Origin of the sequence: Rhizobium sp. BK098 (genome assembly GCF_014193155.1) — a bacterium.
Lineage (GTDB): Bacteria > Pseudomonadota > Alphaproteobacteria > Rhizobiales > Rhizobiaceae > Rhizobium.
This window is the reverse complement of record NZ_JACHYY010000007.1, coordinates 171,660-196,923: the sequence shown is the minus strand read 5'-3', so window position 1 is coordinate 196,923 and position 25,264 is coordinate 171,660. Positions and strand designations below refer to the sequence as shown.

Sequence of the window (25,264 nt, the reverse complement as noted above, 5' to 3'; positions counted from 1 at the left end):
ATTTTCAACGCGAGATTCGGGTCGAAAGGATGATGGATGACAGGGTGCGCTCGACGCCGTCGATCGTGCCGATACCATCGATCAGCTGATCCAGCTCGGAGATCGAGGGTGCTGCGATGATGGCGATCAGATCGAAGGTGCCGCTGACGGAATGAAGCGTCGTTACCTCGGGGATAGCATTCAGCGATGCCGTCACGGCTGACAGCGCCTTCGGCGCGATCGTAATCAGCACATGCGCCCGAATGAGACCAGAAAGATAGGTCTCGGACAGCCGCACGCCATAGCCTGAGATCACACCTTCCCGCTCCAGCCGTTCAAGCCTCGCCTGGACGGTGGTGCGCGACAGCGACAGCTTTTTAGCGAGAGTCGCGACAGGCATGCGGGCATTCTGGCCGAGCAAGGCGATCAGTTCGCGGTCCTTATCGGTGACCTGCATGGCGACTCCTGCATTGTGCAAATTCTATTCGTCAGTTTGTATAGTTTTGTACAACGAAATGCGTTTTTTGTCGCTATGAATCGTTCAACTCCTACCTACACTTATAAAAATCTTATCAATGAAATGCAGGGGAGTCATATGAAAGACATAGTGGTCATCGGCGCGGGCAAGATCGGTGGGGCGATCGCTCTAATGCTGGCCGAAACAGGCGACTACACGGTCGTCGTCGTCGACCGCAGCCAGGAACAGCTGGACAAGATCGACCGTCACCCTGCAATTTCCACCGCCGCTGTCGACATCGCCGATCGCGCCGGGCTCGTTGGCGTTCTGAAGGGCAAGTTTGCCGTCTTGTCGGCCGCACCGTTCCATCTTACAGGCTTCGTCGCGGAAGCGGCACTTGAAGCCAACGTCCATTATCTCGACCTCACCGAGGATGTGGCCACGACCAAGAAGGTTGAGGAACTGGCTCAGGGCGCCAACACCGCCTTCATCCCGCAATGCGGCTTGGCGCCGGGCTTCATCTCGATCGTCGCCAATGATCTCGCCAAACGTTTCGACAGTCTCGACAGCGTGCGCATGCGCGTCGGCGCGCTGCCGCAATATCCCTCCAACGCTCTGAACTACAATTTGACCTGGAGCACGGACGGCCTCATCAACGAATATATCGAGCCCTGCGAAGCGATCGTCGAAGGCAAGCTCGTGACTGTGCCGGCCATGGAAGAGCGCGAAGAATTCTCGCTCGACGGCGTCACCTACGAGGCCTTCAACACGTCCGGTGGCCTCGGCACGCTCGCCAAGACACTGGCTGGCCGTGTCCGCACGATGAACTACCGCACCATCCGCTATCCCGGCCATCAGGCCATCATCAAGGCGCTGCTCAACGACCTCAACCTCAAGAACCGCCGTGATGTGCTGAAAGATCTCTTCGAGAACGCGCTGCCGGCCACCATGCAGGACGTGGTCGTCGTTTTCGTCACCGTCTGCGGTTGGCGCGAGGGCCGTTACATGCAGGAAACCTATGCCAACAAGGTCTATGCAGGCATCGTCGCGGGCAAGAAGATGAGCGCCATCCAGATCACCACGGCTGCCGGCATTACCACGGTGCTCGATCTGCTGGCTCAAGGCAAGCTGCCCGCCAAGGGCTTTGTTTGCCAAGAAGAAATCGATCTTGGCGATTTCTTGGCCAATCGCTTCGGACGGGTGTACAGCCTTGAGAAGATCAAGATGAAAGAAGCGGTTTAAGCGGCCAATTTACTTGATGTTTTTCATGTGGCGCCTTCGGGCGCCACATGTGTTTTAGCCTTTAAAGATTACTTTATGGAGGCTACCTTGTCAGACGCTCGAGGATCTCAACGGGATGCAGGATGGCCTGGTTATCGATCTTGGCAACTTGCGAACGACAGGAAAAGCCGGTCGCCATAACCATCGTCTGATTGCCGTTTTCGGCGATCTTGTCCTGCCAGCTCATCGCGTAGAGCTTTTCCGAAATGGCGCGATTGCGCACCTCGTGGCCGAAGGTGCCGGCCATGCCGCAGCAGCCGACATCGGCTATATCGAGCTTGATACCCAATTTTCCGAAAAGCACGGACCATTGCTTGATAGCAGCCGGCGCATTCGTTCTCTCCGTGCAGTGGGCAAGCAGCGTGAAGCGTTCGTGCGGCACAGCCTCTGATGCTCGTATTCGGTCGAGATTGGCGGCGAGCCATTCCTGAAGCAGCAGCACCGGCGCGCGCAGCTTGGCGGAGGGCAGGGCGGCATATTCGCTGCGATAGGTCAGCGTCATTGACGGATCGATGCCGACAAGCGGAATGCCCATTTGCGAGATACGATCGAGATAATCACGCGATTTCGCCGCCGTCTTCTCGAAGCGGCCGAGATAGCCATGCACATGCAGGGCCTTGCCGTTGTTCTGCGACATAGCGAGCAACGGTTGGAAGCCTATCTTCAGGGCGAGCTTGAGCGCGGCGATGACGACGGCTGGATCGAAATAGGTGGAGAAGACATCGGCTACAATGACGACCGCTTGGGCTCGCTCCTCTGTGGTGAGCTTTCTCAACCGTTCAGGAGTAGCAACCTGCACGCCGAGACGAGCGGCTTCCCTTTCCAGCGATACTGCAGGCATGACGGGAAGGGCGGTGAGGCCGGCAAGCCGCATCAAGCCCTGGCCGGCGGTCGATCCGGTCAGCAGATTGTAGCCTAGTTTGAAACGCGCCATTAGCGGCAGGGTCGTCTCGATGGCAGCAACGATTGGGTCCTTGAAGGGCCCGAGGTATCGGCCGTAATAGAGCTCCAGGAATTTCGAGCGGAAGGCCGGGACGCTGACCTTAACCGGACATTGGCCGGCACAAGCCTTGCAGGCGAGGCAGGTATCCATCGCCGCCCGCACCTCATGAGAGAAATCGTTCCGATTGGCCGGATTAAGCGAGTTGACCGTCCGCCGCAGGAGGTTCCCGATAGGGTTGGCTCGGCGCAGCATGTCCGCCTCCCGCCGCGGATCGACCTTACGCTCGGCAAGCAGGCGCAGCCATTCGCGCATCATTGCCGCGCGACCCTTCGGCGAATAGCGCCGATCGCCCGTCGCCTTGAAGGAGGGGCACATTGGGCTCGTGGTATCGAAATCGAAACAGGCCCCGTTGCCGTTACAATAGGCGGCATTATCGAAGGCGGCGCGGATATCGTTGCCGATAATGCGATCAAAGTCACCGCGCAGTGATACTTCGTCGATCTTCAGCAACGGGCGGGTGGAGCCGGATGCGATCTTGCCGGGATTGAGGCGATCGCCGGGGTCGAATGCGCGCTTGATGTCCTGCAGGCTGGGATAAAGCTCGCCAAAATACTCAGGGACATATTCCGAGCGAACGCCCTTGCCATGTTCGCCCCAGAGCACACCGCCATATTTGCGGGTGAGGCTAACGACGCCGTCGCTGATCTTGCGGACAAGCGGCTGGTGGTCGGCGCGGGTAAGATCAAGCGCCGGGCGAACATGCAGCACCCCGGCATCGACATGGCCGAACATGCCGTAATCCAGCCCTTCGGCATCAAGAAGGGCGCGGAATTCCCTTATATAGGCAGCCAGATGCTCGGGCGGAACGGCAGTGTCCTCCACGAAGGGCACCGGGCGCACCGGTCCTTCGACATTGCCGAGCAGGCCGACCGCGCGCTTGCGCATCGACCAGATTGCTTCGATCTCGGCCTTTTCGCGTGCGATTGTATAACCCTTGTGGCGTGCTGAAGAGCGGTCATCAAGCGCGGTGGTGACATCTGCGAGCTTGCGCCCCAGCTCATCGCGATCGTCGGCCAGCACCTCGACGATATTGATGCCGTTGGCCGAGCCGGACGCATCCTCCGGAAAGAAGTGGGCGATGCCGCTCCAGACGATGTCACCCTTCGCCAAGCCGAGCACTTTCTCATCGACCGTTTCGACCGAGGCGACCTTCAGCGCCACCAGCCGCCTGGCATCCTCGAGCGCCGTGTTGAAATCATCATAGCGGATGTTGATGAGGGCCGATTGCGCCGGTATCGGCAGCACGTTGAGTTCGGCCTCGGCAATTAAAGCAAGCGTGCCTTCCGAGCCGCACAGTAGCGCATTGAGATCGAAGCGGCCGTCCTCTCGCCGGATATGGGCGAGATCATAGCCGGTCATGTAGCGGTTGAGTTTCGGGAAGGTCGCTTCGATCAGCTCGCTTTTATCTGTGGCTATCGCATCGACCACCCGGTGAATTTCGCCGATCCGATCATCACGCGCCTTGATCTCGTTCAGCTCGGTCTCGGCGAGCGGGCGCGACCACCAATCGCTGCCATCTGAGAGCACCACATGCAGGCCGAGAACATGGTTGCTGGTCTTGCCGTAGAGACACGAGCCCTGGCCGCAGGCATCGGTGGAAATCATGCCGCCGATCGTGGCGCGGTTGGAGGTGGAAAGCTCTGGCGCGAAGAACAGGCCGTAAGGCTTCAATGCCTTGTTGAGTTGATCCTTGACGACACCGGCCTCGACACGGGCGATCTTTCGGACCGGATCGATCTCCAGGATGCGGTTCATATGCCTGGAGCAATCGACGATAATGCCGGAGGTCAACGATTGTCCGTTCGTTCCGGTGCCGCCGCCGCGCGGTGCGATGACGAGATCGGAAAAGGCGGGCTCGGATATGGCCTTGGCGACGAGTTTCAGATCTTCGACGCCGCGTGGATAGAGGATTGCCGTCGGCGTGACCTGATAGATGGAATTGTCGGTCGAGGCGACCGTCCGCGCGCCGTCATCCGTCTCAACATCGCCTTGAAAGCCTAGTGCGCCCAGTCGGCGCTCGAAGGCGCCGATCTGATGTTGCGAACTGTCTTTCGCCGAAACGAGGCGTGGTATCATGATATGAAGACTTCCGGCGTTTTACGCGTTGATTGAAGCATTCCCGCTTTTAAACGGAATCACGGAAATGCTCTATCTCTTTGTTTTCACGTAATTCCGGATGGGCAGCCGTCTTGCGCGTCTGCCGCCACTGTTCTAGCGTCGGAGCGCGGCGCAGGCGCGCTCGATGCGATCAAGGGCTTCGATGAGATCGGCTTCCGACGTTGCGTAGGAAATACGGAAATAGGGCGACAATCCGAATGCCGAGCCGGGCACGACGGCGACATGGGCCTCATCGAGCAGATAGGCGCAGAAATCCGCATCCGTCTCGATAGACTTTCCGGATGGCGTTTTCGTTCCGAGTACCCCAGCGCAGCCAGAGAATGTGTAAAAGGCGCCTTCCGGCACAAGGCAATCCAGCCCTTCAATGGCATTCAGCCTGTTGACCACCAGATCGCGCCGACGTTGGAAGCTTGTCTTGCGACCCTCAAGAAAATCCTGCGGGCCATTCAGTGCGGCAGCGGCGGCCGCCTGGCTGACGGAGGAGGGGCAGGATGTCGCCTGGCTTTGGATGACTGCCATCGCTTTGATGAGAGCCTTGGGACCGCCGGCATAGCCGATGCGCCAGCCGGTCATGGCATAGGCTTTGGAAACGCCGTTGACCGTCAGCGTCCGGCTCTTGAGAAGTGGTTCGATGGCGACGGGCGTGGTGAACTCAAAGCCCTCATAGACGATATGCTCATACATGTCGTCGACCATCAGCCAGACATGCGGATGGCGCAACAGCGCCTCGATCAGCGGCAGATAATCGGCCTTGGAATAGGCGGCACCCGATGGGTTCGATGGCGAATTGAGCAACAGCCAGCGCGTCTTCGGGGTAATGGCCTTCTCGAGCTGATCCGCCTTCAGGCGAAAACCGGCCTTGGCATCGCAGGGGATCAGAACAGGCACGCCGCCGCAGATTTCGACGATATCGGAATAGGAGGTCCAATAGGGCGTCGGGATGATGACTTCGTCGCCCGGATTGATCGAGGCCATGAAGGCGTTGAACAGGATCTGCTTGGCACCCGTCGCCACGGTGATTTCGTCGAGCGCGTAGTCGATGCCGTTCTCGCGCTGGAACTTTCCGGCGATCGCCTTCTTCAGTTCCGGCGTGCCGTCGAGTGCGGTGTATTTCGTTTCGCCGCGATCGATGGCGGCCTTGGCCGCTTCCTTCACGTTGTCGGGCGTATCGAAATCCGGTTCGCCGGCGCCGAGAATGATGACGGGCAGGCCTTCCCGCTTCATCGCACTGGCGCGCGCGCCGATTTGAAGAATGGTGGAAACGCCGATGGATGCGATGCGTGAAGCGGGCTTGAAGCCCGCCTCCTCGATTTTCGTGGCGATCGTCATGGAGCTTACTCGATGTCGAAGGAGACACCCTGCGCAAGCGGCAGGGCCTTGGAGTAATTCACCGTGTTCGTCGCCCGGCGCATATAAGCCTTCCAGGCATCCGAGCCGGATTCGCGGCCGCCGCCCGTTTCCTTCTCGCCACCGAATGCGCCGCCGATTTCAGCGCCCGAGGTGCCGATATTGACGTTGGCGATGCCGCAATCCGAGCCATCGGCTGCGAGGAAACGCTCGGATTCCTGCATGTCGCGCGTGAAGATCGAGGACGACAGACCGGCGGCAACTGCATTGTGCTGATCAATAACCGTATCGAAATCGTCATAGGGCATGACATAGAGGATCGGCGCGAAGGTTTCTTCCATAACCGGGCCAGCCTGCTTCGGCATTTCCACAAGCGCCGGCTTCGCGTAATAGCTGTCGGCATGGCCGACATCGATGCGCTCGCCGCCGGTGACGGAGCCGCCATGGGCCTTGGCCTCGGCAATCGCCTTCTGCATGTTGTCGAACGCGGCCTTGTCGATCAACGGGCCTACGAGCGCGGAGGAATGCAGGGGATCGCCGACCGAGACACTCTGATAGGCCTTCTTCAGCCGCGGCACGAGCTGATCGTAGACGCTTTTGTGGACGAAGAGACGGCGTAGCGTCGTGCAGCGCTGGCCGGCCGTGCCCATGGCGCCGAAGGCGATGGCACGCAATGCCATGTCGAGATCGGCTGAGGGGCAGACGATGCCGGCATTGTTGCCGCCGAGTTCGAGAATGGCGCGGGCAAAACGCTTGGCAAGCCGCGGTCCAACCTCACGGCCCATGCGCGTCGAGCCGGTTGCGGATACGAGCGGCACCTTCGGATGGTCGACGAGGATTTCGCCGATAGCGCGATCGCCGATCAGTACCTGCGAAAGACCTTCCGGCGCATCGCCGAAACGGGCAAGCGCACGATCAAGGATAGCCTGCGAGGCAAGCGCGGTCAGCGGCGTCTTTTCCGAGGGCTTCCAGACGACGGCGTCTCCGCAGATCAGCGCCAGCGCCGCGTTCCACGACCAGACCGCGACCGGGAAGTTGAAGGCGGAGATGATGCCGACGACACCGAGCGGATGCCAGGTTTCCATCATGCGATGGCCCGGGCGTTCGGTGGCGATCGTCAGGCCGTAGAGCTGACGGGAAAGACCGACGGCGAAATCGCAGATGTCGATCATTTCCTGCACTTCGCCGAGTCCTTCGGAGCGGATTTTGCCGGCTTCGATGGAAACCAGGCGGCCGAGATCGTCCTTGGCGGCGCGCAGCTCTTCTCCGAGCAGGCGCACCAGTTCGCCGCGCTTCGGGGCCGGCACGAGGCGCCAGGCGCGGAATGCTGCATGCGCCTTCTCGATCTTGCTTGCTGCTTCTTCGGCAGAAACGGTCTTGAGGCTGCCGATCTTCTCGCCGGTGACCGGGGAGTAGGAGGGCATGTCGCCTTCAGTATAGAGCGCCTTGTCGACGCCGAGCTTTTCGAGGATGGCGGCAGCCTCTGCAGCAACGGAAGAGGTTTTTGCAGCGATGTTCATCTTTAGAAACTCCAATTATCTTTGATCCGGGGGTGAGCGGCGATTGGGGTCGCTCGGTCTCACTCGGCGGCGTCTTGCTTGGAAAGGGCGTGCAGGCAGGCATCGATCGATGCCTGTTCGATGCCGGCGTAATGGTCGAATTCGTTCAGCACCTTCATGCCGAGATCGGCTTCGAAGCGCTGCTGGTTCGGGCTGGCGACGAAGTCCTGTTGCGCACCATCGCCAAGATTGGACTGGAAAATGCCGGCGGCGCTGACAGGGAGAAAGTCCTCGTAGACGATCGGATCGAACTGGACGACGCCCTGGTCGATCAGCGCGTCGATATCCCCATGGCTCGCTTCGGCAGTCTTGCCCTTGGCCGTCAGCGAATAGGTGAAATAGCCGAGCCCTTCGGCGCGGATTGCCGCCCAGTCATCCGGGAATTCTGCGAAGCTCTGGGCAAGTGCCGCCTCATAGTCGCGCGCGTTCGATCCATCCGCAGCCGGGCGCACGATCTTGCGCGACTGACCGAGCAGCTTGTCATAAAGCGCGCGACCCTTCGGCGTCAGCGCAATGCCGCGCTGTTCGATCTCGCCGAAGCGCGCGGTGTGCGAGCCGGCTTCCCAGATGCCATCGGCATTGCGGAAGGAAACGGGTTCTTCGAGCGCTTTGAACGAGGTCTGGCGTAGCAGGATCGGGCAGTTGCGCGTGGGTGGCCCCTCGACCACGGCTTTTGGCGCGATGTCGTACTCCGGCATCAGCGCCTGGACGCGATCGATATCCAGCGTGCGCGGCGTCAGATGGTTGATGTGCGGCCCCTTGAAGGACACGACATCGGCAATCAGGCGATGGGCATCATGGAGGCGATGGTACATGCCGGCATCGACATTGGCCTCGTCATGCCAGCGGAAGGTTTCCAAAACCTCGCCGACGAAGCGCTGGGCATCGTCCTTGTTCAGGCCACCTTCGCGCTCGGCCTTTTCGGTGAGTGCAACGGCGCCATCGGTGAAAATCCGGCGCTTCGCGAGAATGTCTGCGGCGGCCTTGCGAAGGTCTTCGTCGGCGATGAGATCAAGCCGCAGCAGCGAGGTAAAAACGCGGAAGGGATTGCGCTTCAGCTCCGCATCGCCGATCGGCCGGAATGCGGTCGAATGAACCGGTACGCCGGCGGTCGAGAGGTCGTAGTAGCCGACCGGGTACATGCCCATGACGGCGAAGACGCGGGCCATCATCGCAAGTTCCGCCGCCGTGCCGAGCCGGATGGCGCCATGCCGCTCCTCGGAGATGCGATCGAGATAATCGGTCGCTTCCAGCCGCTCTCTCAGCTTGGGCTGTGCTGTCAGCGTTTCGTCGTTGACGCGGGCGACCAGTTCCATGAGCGTGCCATAGGCGGGCACTTCTTCGCGATACATCGCCGACATGGCGGCGGAAAAAGCGCTACGAATATCGCTGGTCGAGACGTGATCAGGCTTCATGTGCGATCTCTTCCTGAAAGACTATGTCATTCCTATCTGGCAGAATATCTCTTGTTCGACTACCGGTCTTGTGAGAGAAAATTCTAACTTGATGCGAAAATGGAATGACCATGCGCCGCCGCCTCATCCCTGACATCGTTAACCTGCAGGCATTCGAATGCGCCGCGCGCCACCAGAATTTCTCGCGTGCGGCCGAAGAGCTCAATCTCACGCAAAGCGCCGTCAGCCGCCAGATCAGCGATCTCGAGCAGCAGACGGGCCTGAAATTGTTCGAGCGTGTTCGGCAGCGCGTCGTGCTGTCCGAGGCCGGACTTCGGCTGTTGCCGGAGGTGAAGGACCTGCTGCTGCGCTCCGAGCGGCTGATGATAGGCGCTGTTGCTGCCGGCCAGATGAAATTATCGCTGAAAGTCGCGACCTTGCCGACTTTCGGTACGCGTTGGCTGGTGCCGCGCCTCGGCCGGTTTCTCGACGAACATCGCGATGTCGCCATCACGGTGGAATCGCGATCCAAGCCTTTCAATTTTGAGGAGGATAATTTCGATCTCGCCATTCACTACGGTCTGCCGGCATGGGCGGGAGCCGTCGCGACCTTCCTTTGTAACGAAACCGTGCTGCCTGTAGCCAGCCGGGAACTCGCCGGACGGCTGGGTCTGATCTCGCCGGAAGAATTATCGGGAGCCCCACTGTTGCATCTGACAACGCGGCCGAAGCTCTGGGCGCAATGGTTCGATCTTCAGGAGCTGCCGACCGAGAACGCATATCCCGGGGCGCGCTTCGACCAGTTTTCCATGATCATCGCAGCGGCCATTGCCGGGCTCGGTGTGGCGCTTCTGCCCACCTATCTGATCGAGGATGAGCTTAAGGCCGGCACGCTTCTGCCGCTCTTTAATCTGCCGATGCCGACCGAGAACAGCTATTACGTCGTCATGCCGGAAAAGAAGCAGACGAATGAGACGGCGATATTGTTTCAGGATTGGTTGCTGAGCGAGGTCGCGCCGCAGTCGTAGGTGACGACGCCAGAGGGTTGTATCGAGTAAAAAGGTAAGGTCACTAGATGTAGCCCCGCCTTTTCCAAGGTGGTCAAATCGTGTCGAATATGGCCGATGCTACGATGACTTCCGTACCTGCGAGGCCGACCGAACAGAAGAGCGTCGTGTCGAGGAGCGATGTTCGACCGACCGTATGGCCGGCGACTATTGTCGCAAGATCGAGCATTCGCTCCTCGTGCATGGTCCCGGAAAGGAAAAATGGCGACGCATAGGCGCGCGTTTGCTCAGGGGAATCCGTGGCGATGATGCTGGCTATGTTCGGGACATCCAGGCCGAGTTCATGCCCGTCGAGCGTCTTCGGGCCGATTGTATTGATATGGGCGCCGGCTTTTAAATCCGAAGCATCGATCACCGATATGTCGCTGCTTGTTGCGCATAAAACAATATCGGCATCGGCCACGGCTTTTGCGGCACTTGTGACCGGTTCAACCGCAATGCCGAGTTCCAATTGCATCTCCTCAGCGAATGCGGCGCAGTTTCTTGGGTTTCGGCTGAAGACACGGACAGAGTTTATGTCGCGAACGGCGGCCGCGGCGACCAGCTGGGTCCGCGCCTGCGCACCACTGCCTATGATGCCGAGCGTTCTGGCGTTTGGAGCGCTGAGGTAACGGATGGCCACGCCGCCGATTGCCCCTGTCCTGATCTGGCCAAGCCGCTCGCCCATGATGACGCCCTGCAGTTCAGCAGTGTCGGCACGCCAGACAGCGACGACTTGTGAATGCTGCCCGCCATCAAAGGTTTCATAGGCGCGAAAACCGGCAAGCGGCCGCTCGCTATCGATGCCGCCGACCGTAAACACGATGTCTCCACGATCGGGAAAGGAGACATGATGCCGGGGTGGGGACACGAGCTTGCCGGCCGCCTTTGCCCGAAAGGCGATTTCTAAGGCATCGATCGCCCCACGCATGACTGCGGCAGGGCATAAATCCTCGTCTTTCAATATCTTCATTGCGGATCGGCCTCGTTATGCCAGCCACTCTGCAACCTCAAGTGCAGTTGAGGTCAATAGCAGATGTGGCTGATCTAGCGTTTCGCGTTGCCCAGCTTTTCAGGCGCAAGCCATTGAGTTTGATGAAGCCCTCGGCATCGTGGTGGTCGTATGCTCCGGAGCTCTCCTCGAAGGTGACGAGGTCGGTCGAATAGAGCGAAGCGGGCGAGGTGCGGGCGATCACACTGGCTGAGCCCTTGTAGAGCCTGAGCGTCACTTCGCCGCTGACATGGATTTGGCTCCGGTCTATCAATGCCTGCAGCATTTCCCGCTCAGGCGAATACCAAAATCCGTTGTAGATCAGCGCAGCATAGCGAGGCATGATCTCGTCCTTCAAGAGTGCTGCGGCGCGGTCGAGCGTGATGGATTCGATCCCGCGATGGGCGGCGAGGAGGATCGTGCCGCCAGGAGTTTCGTAAACGCCGCGCGATTTCATCCCGACGAAACGGTTCTCGACGAGATCGATCCTGCCGATCCCATGCCTGCCGCCCAATTCATTGAGCTTCGTCAGGAGTGTAGCTGGTGCCATTGCTTCGCCATTCAGGGAAACGGCATCGCCCTTTTCAAAGCCGATGACGACGATTTCCGGCTCGTCTGGCGCCTCCAGAGGATCGACCGTGCGCTGATAGATATAGGATGGCGCGATTTCGGCCGGGTCTTCCAGGACCTTGCCCTCGGTGGACGTGTGCAGGAGATTAGCGTCGATCGAAAATGGAGCCTCGCCACGCTTATCCTTCGGCACTGGAATTTGGTGCGCTTCGGCGTATTCGATCAGCTGGGTGCGCGATTGGATGGCCCACTCGCGCCATGGCGCAATGATCTTGATCGATGGATCGAGCGCATTGGCCGCCAGTTCGAAACGCACCTGGTCATTGCCCTTGCCTGTGGAGCCGTGGGCAATGGCATCGGCACCCACCTCGCGTGCGATATTGATGAGATGCTTGGCGATCAGCGGGCGGGCGATGGAGGAGCCGAGGAGATATTGCCCCTCATAGAGCGCGTTTGCCCGGAACATCGGGAAGACAAAATCCCGAACGAATTCCTCGCGGACATCTTCGATCCTGATATCTGTCACGCCCAATTGCTCGGCCTTTCGGCGAGCAGGCCCAAGCTCTTCGCCCTGGCCAAGGTCGGCGGTAAAGGTCACGACTTCGCAGTCGTAGGTTTGCTGCAGCCATTTCAGGATGATGGATGTGTCCAGTCCTCCCGAATAGGCGAGCACGACTTTCTTGAGCTTTTTCGACATCAGTTTTCGTCTCCATGTTAATGCATGAAACGATAGGCCAGTCTATGCGCAATGAGCTTGCAAAGAGTTCAAGAATACGAGAAAATTTGGCATATCATGCCACCTTTTTGTTCATAGGAGCTATATTGTGTCATCGACACTGGATGAGATAGACCGGCGTATTCTCAAGGTGCTGCAACGGGATGGACGCATTTCCAATGTCGATCTCGCGAAGGAAGTGGGGCTTTCGCCATCACCCTGTCTTCGCCGCGTGCGATTGCTGGAGGATGCCGGCATCATCGATCGCTATGTTGCCGTACTGGACCCGGCAAAGGTGGGTGCGGGCCTTACCGTGTTCGCCCGCGTCTGGTTCAAGACGCAGGATGCGCAGGTCACCATGCAATTTGCGGAGGCTGTCAGGCGGTTTCCCGAAGTGATGGAATGTTATCTGACTACCGGCGAGTGCGATGCCATCTTGCGCATCGTCACGACTGATCTGCACAGCTATTGGCGGTTTCAGGCCGACCACTTGACTCGCATCCCGAGCGTATTGAACGTCAAGACCGATGTGCCGATGGAAACGCTGAAGCGAAGCTTCGAGTTGCCCTTGGCCTTGTAGCATTGCGGCCAGCTGTCGGCCAATTATGGCGGCGGCGAAGTGCCGTTCAGCTCACGGAGCCGATGCCTGCCTGCTCGGACCCTGGCGGGCATATCGGACCTGCAATAGAATTGATGTTTGGAGAGCGAAATGAGCATATTCGAAACGGCGATGCAGGCGATACGCCCGGTTCTCGCAAGCCGTTTTCCGGGCTATTCCTTTGCCTTTGCCTCAGGGTCAATCATACGAGGCGAGGGAAGAAAGGGCTCTGACATCGATCTGGTTGTGGTCTTTGATCGGCTCGAAACCGCCTGGCGCGAAACCTTTATCGAGGGCGAGTTTCCATTCGAAGTGTTTGTTCACGACCCGGAGACGCTCAGCTGGTTCTTTGAGAGCGATGTTGCGCGCGGCTATCCCGTTATCATTCATATGGTTGCGACAGGCCAGATCCTCGGGCCAAATCCTGACAAGGGGCAGATCTGGAGGGACTATGCTGCCAGCATTCTCCACGCCAGCCCACCCGATCTGGAAGGTGAGAAGCTGAATGCTCTGAAATATCAGATCACCGATCTTCTCGATGACCTTCGTGGTGAGCCGACGGCTCCGGAGATACAAGCGATTGCCGCGCAACTCTACCAGCCTTTGGCTGACCTTATGCTGCTGGGACGAGGAAGATGGTCGGGCAGGGGCAAATGGATTCCCCGCCTGCTTCATGAGGTGGATCGGGACTTGGCCGATGGCTTCGACGATGCTTTCGGTCGGGCCTCAGCGGGAGATGTTGAGGCACTGTGCGACCTGACGCTCAGCGAATTGGGCCGGCATGGTGGGCCGTTTTTCGCCGGTGACAAGCGTATGGCGTCGCAACAGGCAAGACGAAAGAGCCTTGTTTCACTGAGCTGATCGTTATCCGCTGATCGTAAAATTTTAAGCTTGAAATTCTTCATGGCAACGCTAACACATTCCTATCGGGTCGCTGCGGATCTTGCAGGATAGACGCCAGGTGAACTCGGGAGGAGGAAGCCGCCATGAAGATGCATCCGCTGAAGGGGCCGAACCGGCTGAAGCTCGGTGTTTTCTCGCCCAATGCAGATGGCGGCCTTGCCATTACCGATGTACCGGAGCGCTGGACGGCAGGCTGGCAGGATAATCTGACTGCAGCACAAATCGCCGACCGGGCGGGGCTCGAATTCTTTCTGCCGATTGCCCGCTGGCGCGGCTTCGGTGGCAAGAACCGGGTGCGGGAATGGTCGTTCGAAACCTTCACCTGGGCTGCTGCGCTCTCGGCCGCGACCGAGCAGATCGGCCTCTTCATGACGGTACATGTGCCGCTCGTCCATCCCCTTTATGCCGCCAAGTCGCTTGCGACGGTCGATCATATCAGTCGGGGGCGGGCAGGGCTGAACATCGTCTGTGGCTGGAATCCGAAGGAATTCGGCATGTTCGGCGTGCCGCTGGTCGAAAACGGCTACGACCAGGCCGCCGAATGGCTCGAAATCGTCGAGAGGCTCTACGCCTCCGATGAGCCGATCGACTATGTGGGCAGCTACTATAATCTGAAAGAGGCCGTCAGCCGTCCCGCAAGCCTGCAAGCGCCGCGGCCCTTGACGATGAATGCGGCTTTCGGCGGCCCCGGCCGAGACTTTGCAGCCGCCCATTGCGACTATCTCTTCACCACCTTTACCGAGATCGATGACGCCGGAAAGCATGTGGCTGACATAGCAGCGCGGGCGGAAGGCAAAGGCCGGCAAGTCGGTGTTTATACGGTTTGTCACGTCGTCTGCCGCGAGACACAAACGGAGGCGGAGGACTACTATACGCGTTATGCCGTGACCATGGCCGATCACGCCGCCGTCGACCAACACATGGCCGGCAAGAAGGAGTTCTCACAGTCCCATGATCGCGAGGCCTATAATCGCTATCGCCAGCGCTTTGCCGGTGGAGCGGGCAGCTATCCGCTGATCGGCACGCCGCAGCGCATTGCCGAAGAGATGATTGCCATCGCCGAGCAAGGCTATGCCGGCATCGCCTTGTCCTTCGTCAATTATACGCAGGAACTGCCCTATTTCTGCGATCGAGTGCTTCCGATTCTGAAGAAGGCTGGCCTCCGGGCGGAGTGAGCCACGGCTTCGATGCTTTGCACCTCGCGGCTCGCGCGAATGTGATCATCCCTTTGATGGCGACATATTTGTCCCTGCAAGACTGGTTTTTCAGGCCACTCACGGCACTGTCGCTTTCATGGGATGGTGTCGCAGCTGCGACATGTGTGCAACGCAGCAAAAAACTTGAGAACAAGGGGTTTACAAGCGTGGCCCCGGATGGGATTCTTTTAAGCGAAGGGTGCTGCTTGATTGGAAGCAGCGTTGTTCCCATCAACCGGATGCCGTCATCCTTGGCTCCGATGTGCCGCAATTTTGCCGGCGCTTAACCGAAAAAATCAATCTGAAGCCGGAATGCGGTTGTTCCGCATCTGGCTGTTGCCTTGGTACGCCTGAACATCGTCAGGTCGGGGCATAGAGAATGCGGGCTTTAACATGGGCTTTAAGTCAAAACGCGTCCTCCGCGGCGTTCTTGGTCTTCTTGCGAGTGTCAGCTTGCCGCAGGTCACCAAAGCCAGCGATCTGATGATCTGGTCGCCGGTCAAGGTCGCTCCCAGAACATACAAGACCACTCTCGGTTTCCGGCTGCCGATGGCCTGGGATGTCAGCGCCGGCATGGATCTCGGACTTGGTAGCGCCGCTACCGGCGCGATCTTGCGAAGCAGCAGCTTGGCGACCCTCTGGGGCACGGCAATCGACGATCACAAGCGCTTTTCCACCGTATGGCGCCGCGAGGTGTCATTGAGGGTCGATGCGCTCAACAGCACGGGAGCGCTTTGCCTTGAACGCTCACGGAGCTGGACGGTGTCGGAAAACCTGGACATGAGCACTTCGAGGTCGCTGAACGTCAATTACGCGGGCACGCGGAGCGCGGCAAACTCCATTGTCGCGACGCAGGCCGTTACCGTTGCCGTTCCCTGGACAGGAACTTCGATCTCCGCGATCGGCAACCTGAAGGACGTCGGCAGTGCCTTTTCCAGCACGGTCTCATTTCGGCAGCCCTTGGCGCCGAACCTGAATTTCTCAGCGTCTTTTGCTGATCCGCAGACTTTGACGCCAGCTGGCAATGTCCGTCTGGACTACCGCATCAAATGGTAGGGTAATCGCAGAGTTCGGATGATGCGGAACAAATGCCGCTAGCGGAAGTTTAGACCTCGCAAGAAATCGATCTTGCTTGAGGTGTCGTGCCTCGCAAAGCCTGCCGCTTGCTCAGCTCCCTGCCGGCGGCAGGCTTGGCTTTCGTCGAGATCATTCGTCGGATCCACCCACGCCTGCGGTCGTTTTGATTGTGATGTCCGGTTCGGCAAGTCGAGCCTTCAGCTTGGACACCACGTCATGCCGGACATCCGACCAGGACGATGTGACTGTCCAATATTCTATGTCGAGCACGGCTTGATCGGCCGACAGATCATCGAGGTAGACCTTCGGTGCAGGCGCGGCCTTGATGCGCTGATCCGCTTTCAGGATGTCGAGGATTGTCCTGCGGGCAAGATCGATGTCGATTTTCTCGCCCATTGCAACGGACAATTGCTGGCGGCGGTCCGGCTCGCGGCTGTGGTTGAGGATGGGCGTGTTCCAGAGCGTCGAGTTCGGCGCCATGAGGTAGAGACCGTCGGCCGTCCTCATCTCCGTCGCGAAGAGCCCGATCTCCTTGATATAGCCTTTGACGTTCGTCGTCTCGATATATTCGCCAACCCGGAACGGCCGCAGGATCAGCAGCATGATGCCGGCGGCGATGTTTTGAAGCGTGCCCTGCAGCGCGAGGCCGATCGCGAGACCCGCGGCGCCGAGAGCGGCGATGATGGAGGCGGTCTGCACGCCGAACTGGCCAAGTACGGTGATGAAGACAAGGATGAGTAAGCTATAGTGCAGCACATTCTGAAAGAAGCTCGCCAGCGTTTCGTCTATGCCGCGAATGCGTGAGATGACGCGATAGGCCGAGCGGCTGATAACACCCGCAAGAAGCCAGCCACCGATCAGAAGAATGATCGCGCCAAGAAGCGAGAAACCGTATTGGACCGCGAGTGCTGAGGCCTGGTCGAGCGCGGTCCGGGTTGCGACGACGATGTTGGCGGCTTGATCGTCCATGTCAAAACTCCATCTTTCCCCGCGAGCCAAATGAGAAGTCGCAATCTTTGTTCCCGGTGATCGGCCCTGTGAAAACGGATTGTTTTAATAGACTATAAGGGCTCTAGCCGAGTGCCGGGCCTCAGGCGCCGTTCTTTGTTCGATGTGGGCGTTTGGTAGCCGCTGCGGCGTAATGAGCCTTCTTCTGCTCGTACATGCCGAGATCCGCACGCTTGATCATGGCTTCCATGGTCTCGCCGGGCTGGCTCGTTGCGACGCCGACGGAGACGTTGAGAGGCGCGCTTGAATAGAACTGGTTGTTGATCTTCAGCAGCTCGTTGATCGTCTCGACCATTGCGGCGGCAGTGATTTCATCGGCGCCCGGCAGGAGAACGGCAAATTCGTCGCCGCCAATGCGCGCCGCGTGATTTGGCAGCGAGACGACGCTGTTGAGCACCTCGCCCATGCGGCGCAACAGCGCGTCGCCGGCATCGTGGCCGCTCTCGTCATTGGCTTCTTTCAGCCCGTCGAGATCGATGATAATCGCAGAGACAGGCCGAAGCGATTTGCGCTCCAGCCGGTTGAGCTCCTCCATATAGAAGGCGCGGTTGAAAAGCCGGGTGAGAACATCGTGCTTGCCGAGATATTCGAGATAGGCTTCCGCTTTCTTGCGTGCGGTAATATCCGTCAGTGCCACCTGCACGAGCGACCAGTCGTTCTCGTAACCGGGAAATACGGAAAATTGCAGGAGGACATGGCGCTCCGATCCGTCGAGAGCGTAGTTCAGCACCTCGCGCTGATGGAAGAGGCGTCCGTTCCACAACTCCATCAATTGCCCGCGAAAATGCTTTTCCATATCGCCGCGGAACACTTCACCGATCCGGTGGAGCAAGGTCTGGCGATCCGGCGCACAGAAGAGATCGAGCGTTGCCTGATTGACGTCAAGGACGCTGATTTCGCTCATGCATTGCTGGACGAATTCCGGATGCACATCGAGAAAGACCTGAAAGTCGACGATGCCGCGGTCGCGGATTTTATCGAGCAGGATTTTTACGCGGCTGAAATCCTCGACCCAGAGGGAAACGGGCGAATGTTCGAACATGCCTTCCGCGTAGCGGCGCTGCCGCTCTTCCTGCCGTCTTGCCTCCTCACGAGCGGTCACGTCTTCCGTGGTCAGCAACAATCGGCTCCAGGAGCTCTCGTGACCCGGCAGGATGATGCCGCGCAGCTGGATGTCGAGCCTTTTGCCGCCGAGCGAGTAGTTGACCGCCGTGCCGGAAAATTCGGTCTTGCCCTCCCAGAGCGCCACAAGTTCGTTTACATGGCTTTGCAGCATCTCGTCCCGGAACACTTGCGAGAGATTTCCGACAAGCGTTTCGAAGGACGGCGCCTCGAAAAGCTCAAGCGTCCTGGCGTTGACGGCAAGAAGCCTGATCTTCTGCGAGCAGGTCGCAACACGCTGCAAATCGGCAAGCAGATAGGAACGCAGGTCCGTCACGCCTTCAGCGCGCCAGAATTCGAACTGCTCCTTGACGCCGCTGAAGTCCTCCAGCCACATGGCGACGGGGGCAAGATCAAAAATGGTGCTGCTGAAGTCCTGGGCGTTCATCATGATTCCCTGCGCCGGCAATAAAAGTCAGTATTCGTAATACAAAGGCCGACAGTTCGCTAAGTTCTGGTTAGCAAGCATTCGTAAAGCTTGCATTGACATCAAGTAGCGGGTCAAGCCGGACGCTGTGCATCGATTTCTTTTCAACTCATTCTTGTTGAAAATATGCCCAGAAGAGGCTCTGGCTTGATTGCAATCGGTTTTCGTCAGCTGCAAGCAGTCACGTCTTCAGGAAGCGTTCGAAGGCTTCGAGTGTCCTTTGGCTGACGTGATGTTCAATTCCTTCGGCGTCATTTCTTGCCGTATCGGGATCGACGCCGAGACGGCAGAGGACCGCTTCCACGATCTCGTGACGTCGTCGGGTTGCCGCGGCCAGGCGCTGGCCTTCTTCGGTCAGAAAGACGCCGCGATAGGGGCGCTGCGTGATGAGATTTTCCTCGGCTAGCCGCTTGAGCATCTTGGCAACTGTCGGCTGCGTTACTCCCAGCCTCTGTGCAATGTCGGTCTGGCGTGCCTCGCCGGCATGTTCTATCAGATCGGCGATGAGCTCGACATAGTCTTCCATCAATTCCGTGCGTCGATCTTCGCGGCTTTTCTGAAAGGCCTCGGCGTGCGTCTCGATCTCGGTCGACGACAGACGGCTTTCCGCGGCGGCAGGCAATTTCGTCAAGGCGGCTCATCTCCCCATGATTAAGAACCGTGTAATGATGTTTAGCCTCGACTATAAATAATTCAGCGACGTTATGAAACCCCGACGGCCGATTTCCACCGCCTGTGAAATCGAAATAGTCCTGCCTAAGCTGATATCGCGTCTGAGAGACTTCAGCCGCGTAAAAGCGGCAGCAGCTGCTCGCCCTGCCGTTTGATCTCCGGCAGATAGGGCGTGTCCGAGAGGACGAAGTGCGTGATGCCGAGATCGCGGTATTTGCGCAGGGAGCGGGCGACATCCTCTGCCGAGCCGACCAGCCATGTGGTGCCGGCGCCGCCACCGCCGAACTTGCCGGGCGCGGTATAGAGATTGTCATCAAGCACGTCGCCACGCGCGGCGAGATCGAATAGCCGTTTCTGGCCCACCGCGATCGATTGCCGGTGATCGTTCCAGCCGATGCCCTTATTCTCAGCCATCTCGGCGACTTTCGCCTCGGCATCGATCCAGGCCTGCTCCGTCGTGTCGCGCACCAGCGTCGTTATGCGCAGCCCGAATTCCAGCGGCGGCAGATCGCGATCAAGATCTCGGCTGAGTGTCCTGAGCCGGCTGATCCGCTCAGCGATGTCGGCGAGCGGCTCGCCCCAGAAAAGCTGCACATCGGCCTCCGTTGCTGAGACACGCTCTGCCGCATCCGAAGCGCCGCCGAAATAGAGTTTGGGATGCAGGCGTTTGCCGCGAGGCTCGATGCGGGGCGCAGCCGTGGATTCGCTGACGCGAAAATGTTCTCCTTCATAGGTGACGTTCTCTTCGGTCCAGAGCCTGCGGGCGAGCCGCATGAATTCCTTGGTGCGGCCATAGCGGTGGGCTTGATCGCCCTCGCTGTCGCCATAGGCGGCAAGATTGTCCTTGCCGGAAACGATGTTGACGCGCACGCGGCCGCCGCTCAGCTGATCCAACGTGGCGGCGGCGGAAGCAAAATGCGCCGGCCGCCAGTAGCCGGGGCGGATTGCTATGAGCGGCTCGAAGCTGGTGGTGCGTGCGGTCAGTGCCGCCGCGACGGTGAAGGTGTCGGGTCGACCCCAGCCGGTGCCGATCAATGCGCCCTTCCAGCCGTGATCTTCCAAGGCCTTGGCATGGCTGGATAGCGTCTCCAGGCTGTTATGATTCTCGACGGCGGAATCGCCGCGATGGCCTGGTTTGACGTCATTGGGGATGTACCAAAGAAATTCGCAATTGCTGCTCATGCTGTGCCTGTCAGTCTTCTGAACCCAACGAGGGACTTGATGGTGAGGAAAGCCCTAAGCGATCTCGGCTTCCGGCCGTTGCGACTAAAGCTTGCCCTTCCACGGAACGAGGACCGCCTCGAGGATGCGAATGGTGGCGGAAAATGCGAAGGCGCAGACCGCAATGATACCGATGCCGACGAAGACGACATCCGTGGCAAGGAACTGCGATGCCGACATGATCATGAAGCCGATGCCGCGTGTCGAAGCGATGAGTTCCGCAGCCACCAGCGTTCCCCAGCCGATGCCGAAGGCGATCCGTATGCCGGTCAGGATTTCCGGCAGGGCCGAAGGCAGGACGACATTCAGGAAAAGCTGCAGCCGGTTTGCCCCCAGCGAACGCGCGGCATTGACCCGCTCCAGCGGCAGCGAACGGACGCCGGCCTGAGCGGATAGGCAGATCGGCGCGAACATGGCGAGCACGAGAAGGGTGATCTTCGAGGTCTCTCCGATCCCAAGCCATATGATCATCAACGGCAGGTAGGAAAGGGGAGGCAGCGGCCAATAGAATTCGATTGGCGTATCCAAAATTCCCTTTGCCCAGCGGTTGAGACCCATCAGTAAACCGACGGGAATGCCTATCCCGATCGCGATGGCCGCAGCAACGACGATACGAAACAAGCTCGCCAATATGTGTTCGGAAAGCGAGGCGCCGGCATAGCCATCGCGGTAGACGACGCCGATCTGCGTCAGCACCTCGTCAGGTCGAGGCAGGAAGAGATGCGACACCAGCCCGAGCTTGGCGACGAGCCACCACAGCGCCAGGCAGGCGACCGCAGTGGCGATGCTGATGGCGATGGTGGGTTTTTCACCAACGCCGAAGCCGGGAATGCGAACCAGCTTCGGGCGCGTTTCCTTTTCAGGTCCGGCGATTGGGTGCGTTTCGATAATATCGCTCATGCCGCACTCCTGACGTGATCGGCGCTGTGAAGGATCGCGCGAATCTCGTCCCGAAGATTGCCGAATTCGGGAGATGATAGGATCGCTCTCGTATCGCCGCTGGCGGCAAAGCGATGTACGAAATCGAGTTCGAAACGCGCAACGACACGCCCCGGTCTCGGAGACATGACCAGAACCTCCGTTCCGAGGAAAAGCGCCTCCTCTATCGAGTGGGTAATGAAGAAAATGCGTTTGTCGGTTCTGGCCCAGACGGAGACCAGCAGTTCCTGCATCTGCTCGCGCGTCAGGCTGTCGAGCGCGCCGAAGGGTTCGTCCATCAGCAATATGTCGGGATCAGTGGTGAGTGCCCGGGCAATGCCGACGCGCTGGCGCATGCCGCCCGATAATTCATAGGGCATCGCGCTGGCAAAGTCGGTGAGGCCCACCAGCCGCAAAAGCTCGGAAGCGCGATCACGGCGTTCCCGCTTGCCCAATCCGGCAAATTGGAGGCCGAGAGCCACGTTGTCGATGACGGACTTCCATGGCAGCAGCGAATCCTTCTGGAAGACCACGCCTCGATCGGCACCTGGTCCTGAAACAGGCCTGCCGTCGAGGGTGATCTTCCCCTCGGACAATGGCAGGAAGCCGGCGATCGCATTGAGCAGGGTGGATTTGCCGCAGCCGGACGCGCCGAGCGCTACGACGATACCGCGCTCCGGAATGGTGAAGGAAACACGATCGAGCGCGTGAACGGTTCTGCCGTCACGCGCTGCAAAGAAGACGCTAGCATGGTCGACTTGAAGCATGGACTCTCTCGATATTGCGACGCCGGCGCGACAAGCGCGCCGACGCCAGGGAGGATCAGTTGCTTGCGCTGACAAGCGCGTCGGCGGTGACGAACGCGCCGTAGTTCGGCAGGACTTCGGAGACTTTTCCTTGGCTCTTCAGGAAGGCTGCCGTGTCCTTGAGGATCTTGGCCGCACCGGACTGATCGCCGCCACCGAGCCAGGCGGCCGATGCCTGCACGTCGGGCGTCAACAGTGTGAGGTTCTTGAGCGCGGCTGCCTGCTGGTCTGCCGTGCCGCCCAGAAGCTTGGCGAGCGCCTTGGCATTGTCGCTGTCCGGCCCCCAGGCGGCCTTATCGGCTGCAAACGAGGCGTAGTATTTGTTGATCACCGAGGCATAGGCCTTCAGGAATTTTGGATTGTCCGCGGCAAATTTCGAGGTTGCGACCCAGGCGGAAAACGTCGGGGCACCCTTGTCGGCCACGTCCTTGGATGTCACCAGCACCTTGCCGTTCTTCTTCAGCTCGGTGAGTGCCGGGTCCCAGACGAAACCGCCGTCGATATCGCCGCGATTGTAGCTTGCGACGATTTCCGGCTGCGGAACGGCGAAGACCTGTACGTCCTTTTCGCTCAGACCAAGGGACTTGATGAGAGCGAGCAGCTGATAGTGGTCGGTGGAAACGGGGGCTGCCGCGAGCTTCTTCCCCTTCAGATCGGCAAGTGTGTTGATGCCGGAGCCATTGCGCACCACGAGCGCTTCATCGACGCCGGAGATGGACGAGAGGTAGAATGCCTTCACCTCCAGCCCGCGCGAGGCGGCAGCGGCAAACGGGCTTGAGCCGACATAGCCGATCTGGACGTCGCCGGATGCGATGGCGGCAAAGATCTCCGCTCCGGAGTTGAACTTGCGGAAGTCGATCTCATAGCCGGTCTCTTTGGCGAACTCGCCGTTGGCGATCGCGACGGAGGAGGGCAGGGCATCGGTCTGATAGGCGACGACGACCTTCTTGTCGGCAGCGGCCGCGCCGACCGCCATCGAAATGCTGGCGAAACCCATCACGGCCGCAGTGATCAGTGTGTTGAACTTCATAACTAGTCCCCTTGGCCGGATCAGATCTGCCGGCGGTTCCGTGAATGCAATGCGCAGAACCTAGCGAAATCGGGGACTGGATCGATAGAAATAGCAAACTATTTTTATAGACTATAATAGGAATTGTTTGTCTGAATTCGTACAGACTGCGACCGTGGCATCTTTCCAGCAAGAGAAACAACCGGCTGCCATCAACATATGAACTGTAGCGCCTGCCCTCGTGAGGATAACCTACCCACGCCTCAATAGCGAAAGAGCCGAAATTTAAGGTCGCTTGCGACGTGGCCCGGATGGGGCCATCAGGTCATCCGCCGGAGCAATGCAATCAAAGCATCTGCGTTGTCATTGGTTTCAAGCGAGAGCAAGTGCTTGTCCGCAAGCTCACCAATCGCGAGAACGACCTCACGTTCAGACCATCCCGCCATGATCGCAGCGCTCACCAATTCTCGATAAGCGGCTTGAAGCGCGTCCTGGCAGCGAATGTCCCGATCAGGGTCATCATCGGTCACGAATGGTCGTGCGATATCTGGCATGGTCGAAAGGTGAACTGATTTGCGGGTTTTGGCAATCTATTGCATGCAATCGCCGTCGATTGTGCCTTTTCCCTTTGCCGAATGCGCTTGGAATCGTGAATTCACTGCCAGCTCGCACGACACTGCCGTTTTTTTCCGCATCCGGCGGAAGAAAAAGAAAGCTGTTTCTTAAATAACTTAAAATCTATGTTTTTTATAGACTATAGAGCTCCATGGTCGACATCGAGCGAAAACATGGATTAAACGGCATGTCTTATCTCCTTAGTCTTCTCGACAAAAGTCCGATTGAACAGGGGCTCAGTGCCACCGATGCGCTTGGCGCAACGACGAGGCTGGCCGTTAGGGCCGAAGAACTTGGCTATCATCGCTTTTGGGTCGCCGAGCATCATAATATGGCGAACCTCGCAAGCTCGGCGCCGGAAGTCCTGATCGCTCATCTTCTTGCGCGCACTTCGAGGATCCGCGTCGGCTCCGGCGGCGTCATGCTGCAGCATTATAGCGCCTACAAGGTTGCCGAGACTTTCAATCTCCTGGCTTCGTTGGCGCCGGGACGCGTGGATCTCGGTGTCGGCAAGGCGCCGGGTGGCTTTCCGCTCTCGACGCGGGCATTGCAGCGGGCCTTCGATCCCGAGAAGAAGCCTGACTTCGCCGAGCAGCTTTCCGATATCAACACCTATCTTGCGGCCGACCCGCATTCGGATGGCGCATTGGCGACGCCGTTTCCGCCACGCGCGCCGGAGCGCTTCCTTCTTGGCGCCAGCGTCGAGAGTGCGAAACTCGCCGCGGAGAAGGGCTGGAGGCTGGTGTTTGCCAGCCATCTGAACGGCGATCCGGAAAATTTGCGCAATACCTTCGAAGCCTACGGGAATGCGACGGTTGGCAAGGTGCCGATCCTGGCGCTCGCAGCCTTTGCTGCCGAAAGCGAAACCCATGCCCGTGAGCGCGTCGGCCAGCTGCGCATCGTCAAGCTCTTCCTGCCCAACGGCCAAAGCGTCAATGTCGGCACCCAGGAGCAAGCGGCGGAATTCGCGCGGCAGGCCGGCTTCTCGGACTTCCGAACCGAGGAGAAGGCACCGAGCGTGCTGCACGGTACGGCGGCGCAGATCCGTGACGAGCTCGACGCACTCCATCGACGCTACGGCGTCGAAGAATTCGTGCTCGACACGCCGGCGCTAACCGCGGCCGAACGGCTCAATTCCATAGAGCTGCTCGCCAAAGAACGCCTTTCCCTCGTTGCCTGAGCGGCCTGTCCCA

The 25,264-nt window shown here is 59.2% G+C and carries 22 protein-coding genes; 7 read left to right on the top strand and 15 right to left on the bottom strand.

Going from position 1 to position 25,264, the window contains the following annotated elements:
• Positions 1-4: 4 nt before the first annotated feature.
• The gene (locus tag FHT73_RS19280; protein WP_112337254.1) at positions 5-436 is read right to left on the bottom strand and encodes an Lrp/AsnC family transcriptional regulator; all 432 of its coding nucleotides are present in this window, start codon (positions 434-436) and stop codon (positions 5-7) included.
• Between the two features lie 138 nt (positions 437-574).
• Between FHT73_RS19280 and FHT73_RS19275 the strand changes: the two genes are divergently transcribed.
• Positions 575-1,678: a saccharopine dehydrogenase family protein gene (locus FHT73_RS19275; RefSeq protein WP_112603795.1), complete on the top strand. Its 1,104-nt coding sequence runs from the start codon at positions 575-577 to the stop codon at positions 1,676-1,678.
• Positions 1,679-1,760: 82 nt separating this feature from the next.
• Here the strand turns inward: FHT73_RS19275 and FHT73_RS19270 are convergent, their stop codons facing one another.
• The 4 genes from FHT73_RS19270 to FHT73_RS19255 all read right to left on the bottom strand — a co-directional run bounded on the left by FHT73_RS19270 (position 1,761) and on the right by FHT73_RS19255 (position 9,159).
• Entirely contained in the window at positions 1,761-4,796 is a 3,036-nt protein-coding gene (locus FHT73_RS19270) for an FAD-binding and (Fe-S)-binding domain-containing protein (protein ID WP_183713953.1), read from the bottom strand.
• Between the two features lie 135 nt (positions 4,797-4,931).
• Positions 4,932-6,167 carry a pyridoxal phosphate-dependent aminotransferase gene (locus tag FHT73_RS19265; RefSeq protein WP_112603791.1) on the bottom strand — a complete coding sequence of 412 codons (1,236 nt, stop codon included), beginning with the start codon at positions 6,165-6,167 and terminating at the stop codon, positions 4,932-4,934.
• A gap of 5 nt (positions 6,168-6,172) precedes the next feature.
• Positions 6,173-7,705, bottom strand: a complete 1,533-nt coding sequence (locus FHT73_RS19260) for an aldehyde dehydrogenase family protein (protein ID WP_183713950.1) — start codon at positions 7,703-7,705, stop codon at positions 6,173-6,175.
• Positions 7,706-7,764: 59 nt separating this feature from the next.
• Positions 7,765-9,159, bottom strand: coding sequence for a VOC family protein (locus FHT73_RS19255; protein WP_183713947.1), 1,395 nt, complete (start codon positions 9,157-9,159; stop codon positions 7,765-7,767).
• 104 nt (positions 9,160-9,263) lie between these two features.
• Between FHT73_RS19255 and FHT73_RS19250 the strand changes: the two genes are divergently transcribed.
• Positions 9,264-10,166 (top strand): LysR family transcriptional regulator, encoded by a 903-nt coding sequence (locus tag FHT73_RS19250; protein ID WP_112603785.1) that lies wholly within the window; start codon positions 9,264-9,266, stop codon positions 10,164-10,166.
• A 73-nt stretch (positions 10,167-10,239) separates the two neighbouring features.
• Here the strand turns inward: FHT73_RS19250 and FHT73_RS19245 are convergent, their stop codons facing one another.
• Together FHT73_RS19245 and FHT73_RS19240 are read right to left on the bottom strand one after the other, a co-directional pair.
• Entirely contained in the window at positions 10,240-11,157 is a 918-nt protein-coding gene (locus tag FHT73_RS19245) for an ornithine cyclodeaminase family protein (protein WP_183713944.1), read from the bottom strand.
• Positions 11,158-11,194: 37 nt separating this feature from the next.
• Positions 11,195-12,442, bottom strand: a complete 1,248-nt coding sequence (locus FHT73_RS19240) for an argininosuccinate synthase (RefSeq protein WP_183713941.1) — start codon at positions 12,440-12,442, stop codon at positions 11,195-11,197.
• Between the two features lie 127 nt (positions 12,443-12,569).
• On the opposite strand from FHT73_RS19240, the gene FHT73_RS19235 reads away from it, so the two are divergent.
• The 4 genes from FHT73_RS19235 to FHT73_RS19220 all read left to right on the top strand — a co-directional run bounded on the left by FHT73_RS19235 (position 12,570) and on the right by FHT73_RS19220 (position 16,213).
• On the top strand, positions 12,570-13,040 hold the full coding sequence (locus FHT73_RS19235; protein WP_183713938.1) for an Lrp/AsnC family transcriptional regulator: 471 nt from the start codon (positions 12,570-12,572) through the stop codon (positions 13,038-13,040).
• A gap of 129 nt (positions 13,041-13,169) precedes the next feature.
• Positions 13,170-13,919 (top strand): nucleotidyltransferase domain-containing protein, encoded by a 750-nt coding sequence (locus FHT73_RS19230; RefSeq protein WP_183713935.1) that lies wholly within the window; start codon positions 13,170-13,172, stop codon positions 13,917-13,919.
• 125 nt (positions 13,920-14,044) lie between these two features.
• On the top strand, positions 14,045-15,136 hold the full coding sequence (locus FHT73_RS19225; RefSeq protein ID WP_112603777.1) for an LLM class flavin-dependent oxidoreductase: 1,092 nt from the start codon (positions 14,045-14,047) through the stop codon (positions 15,134-15,136).
• A 474-nt stretch (positions 15,137-15,610) separates the two neighbouring features.
• Positions 15,611-16,213, top strand: coding sequence for a hypothetical protein (locus FHT73_RS19220; protein WP_246712162.1), 603 nt, complete (start codon positions 15,611-15,613; stop codon positions 16,211-16,213).
• 150 nt (positions 16,214-16,363) lie between these two features.
• On the opposite strand, the gene FHT73_RS19215 is transcribed toward FHT73_RS19220, so the two are convergent.
• The 8 genes from FHT73_RS19215 to FHT73_RS19180 form a co-directional block, all read right to left on the bottom strand.
• Positions 16,364-17,203 carry a mechanosensitive ion channel domain-containing protein gene (locus FHT73_RS19215; protein WP_112603773.1) on the bottom strand — a complete coding sequence of 280 codons (840 nt, stop codon included), beginning with the start codon at positions 17,201-17,203 and terminating at the stop codon, positions 16,364-16,366.
• Positions 17,204-17,324: 121 nt separating this feature from the next.
• A complete protein-coding gene (locus FHT73_RS19210; RefSeq protein ID WP_246712163.1) occupies positions 17,325-18,794 on the bottom strand; it encodes a sensor domain-containing diguanylate cyclase in 1,470 nt (489 codons plus the stop codon).
• 217 nt (positions 18,795-19,011) lie between these two features.
• Positions 19,012-19,461: a manganese-binding transcriptional regulator MntR gene (mntR, locus tag FHT73_RS19205; protein WP_112603769.1), complete on the bottom strand. Its 450-nt coding sequence runs from the start codon at positions 19,459-19,461 to the stop codon at positions 19,012-19,014.
• Between the two features lie 152 nt (positions 19,462-19,613).
• Positions 19,614-20,684: an LLM class flavin-dependent oxidoreductase gene (locus FHT73_RS19200; protein ID WP_183713932.1), complete on the bottom strand. Its 1,071-nt coding sequence runs from the start codon at positions 20,682-20,684 to the stop codon at positions 19,614-19,616.
• 84 nt (positions 20,685-20,768) lie between these two features.
• The gene (locus FHT73_RS19195) at positions 20,769-21,623 is read right to left on the bottom strand and encodes an ABC transporter permease subunit (RefSeq protein WP_112398540.1); all 855 of its coding nucleotides are present in this window, start codon (positions 21,621-21,623) and stop codon (positions 20,769-20,771) included.
• Entirely contained in the window at positions 21,620-22,408 is a 789-nt protein-coding gene (locus FHT73_RS19190) for an ABC transporter ATP-binding protein (RefSeq protein ID WP_183713930.1), read from the bottom strand. Before FHT73_RS19190 ends, FHT73_RS19195 begins: the two co-directional genes overlap by 4 nt.
• A gap of 55 nt (positions 22,409-22,463) precedes the next feature.
• Complete coding sequence (tauA, locus tag FHT73_RS19185) at positions 22,464-23,477, bottom strand: taurine ABC transporter substrate-binding protein (protein ID WP_112337236.1); 1,014 nt, start codon at positions 23,475-23,477, stop codon at positions 22,464-22,466.
• A 299-nt stretch (positions 23,478-23,776) separates the two neighbouring features.
• Positions 23,777-23,986, bottom strand: a complete 210-nt coding sequence (locus FHT73_RS19180) for a hypothetical protein (RefSeq protein ID WP_310234476.1) — start codon at positions 23,984-23,986, stop codon at positions 23,777-23,779.
• A 272-nt stretch (positions 23,987-24,258) separates the two neighbouring features.
• On the opposite strand from FHT73_RS19180, the gene FHT73_RS19175 reads away from it, so the two are divergent.
• A complete protein-coding gene (locus tag FHT73_RS19175) occupies positions 24,259-25,251 on the top strand; it encodes an LLM class flavin-dependent oxidoreductase (protein ID WP_112603761.1) in 993 nt (330 codons plus the stop codon).
• Positions 25,252-25,264: the final 13 nt, after the last annotated feature.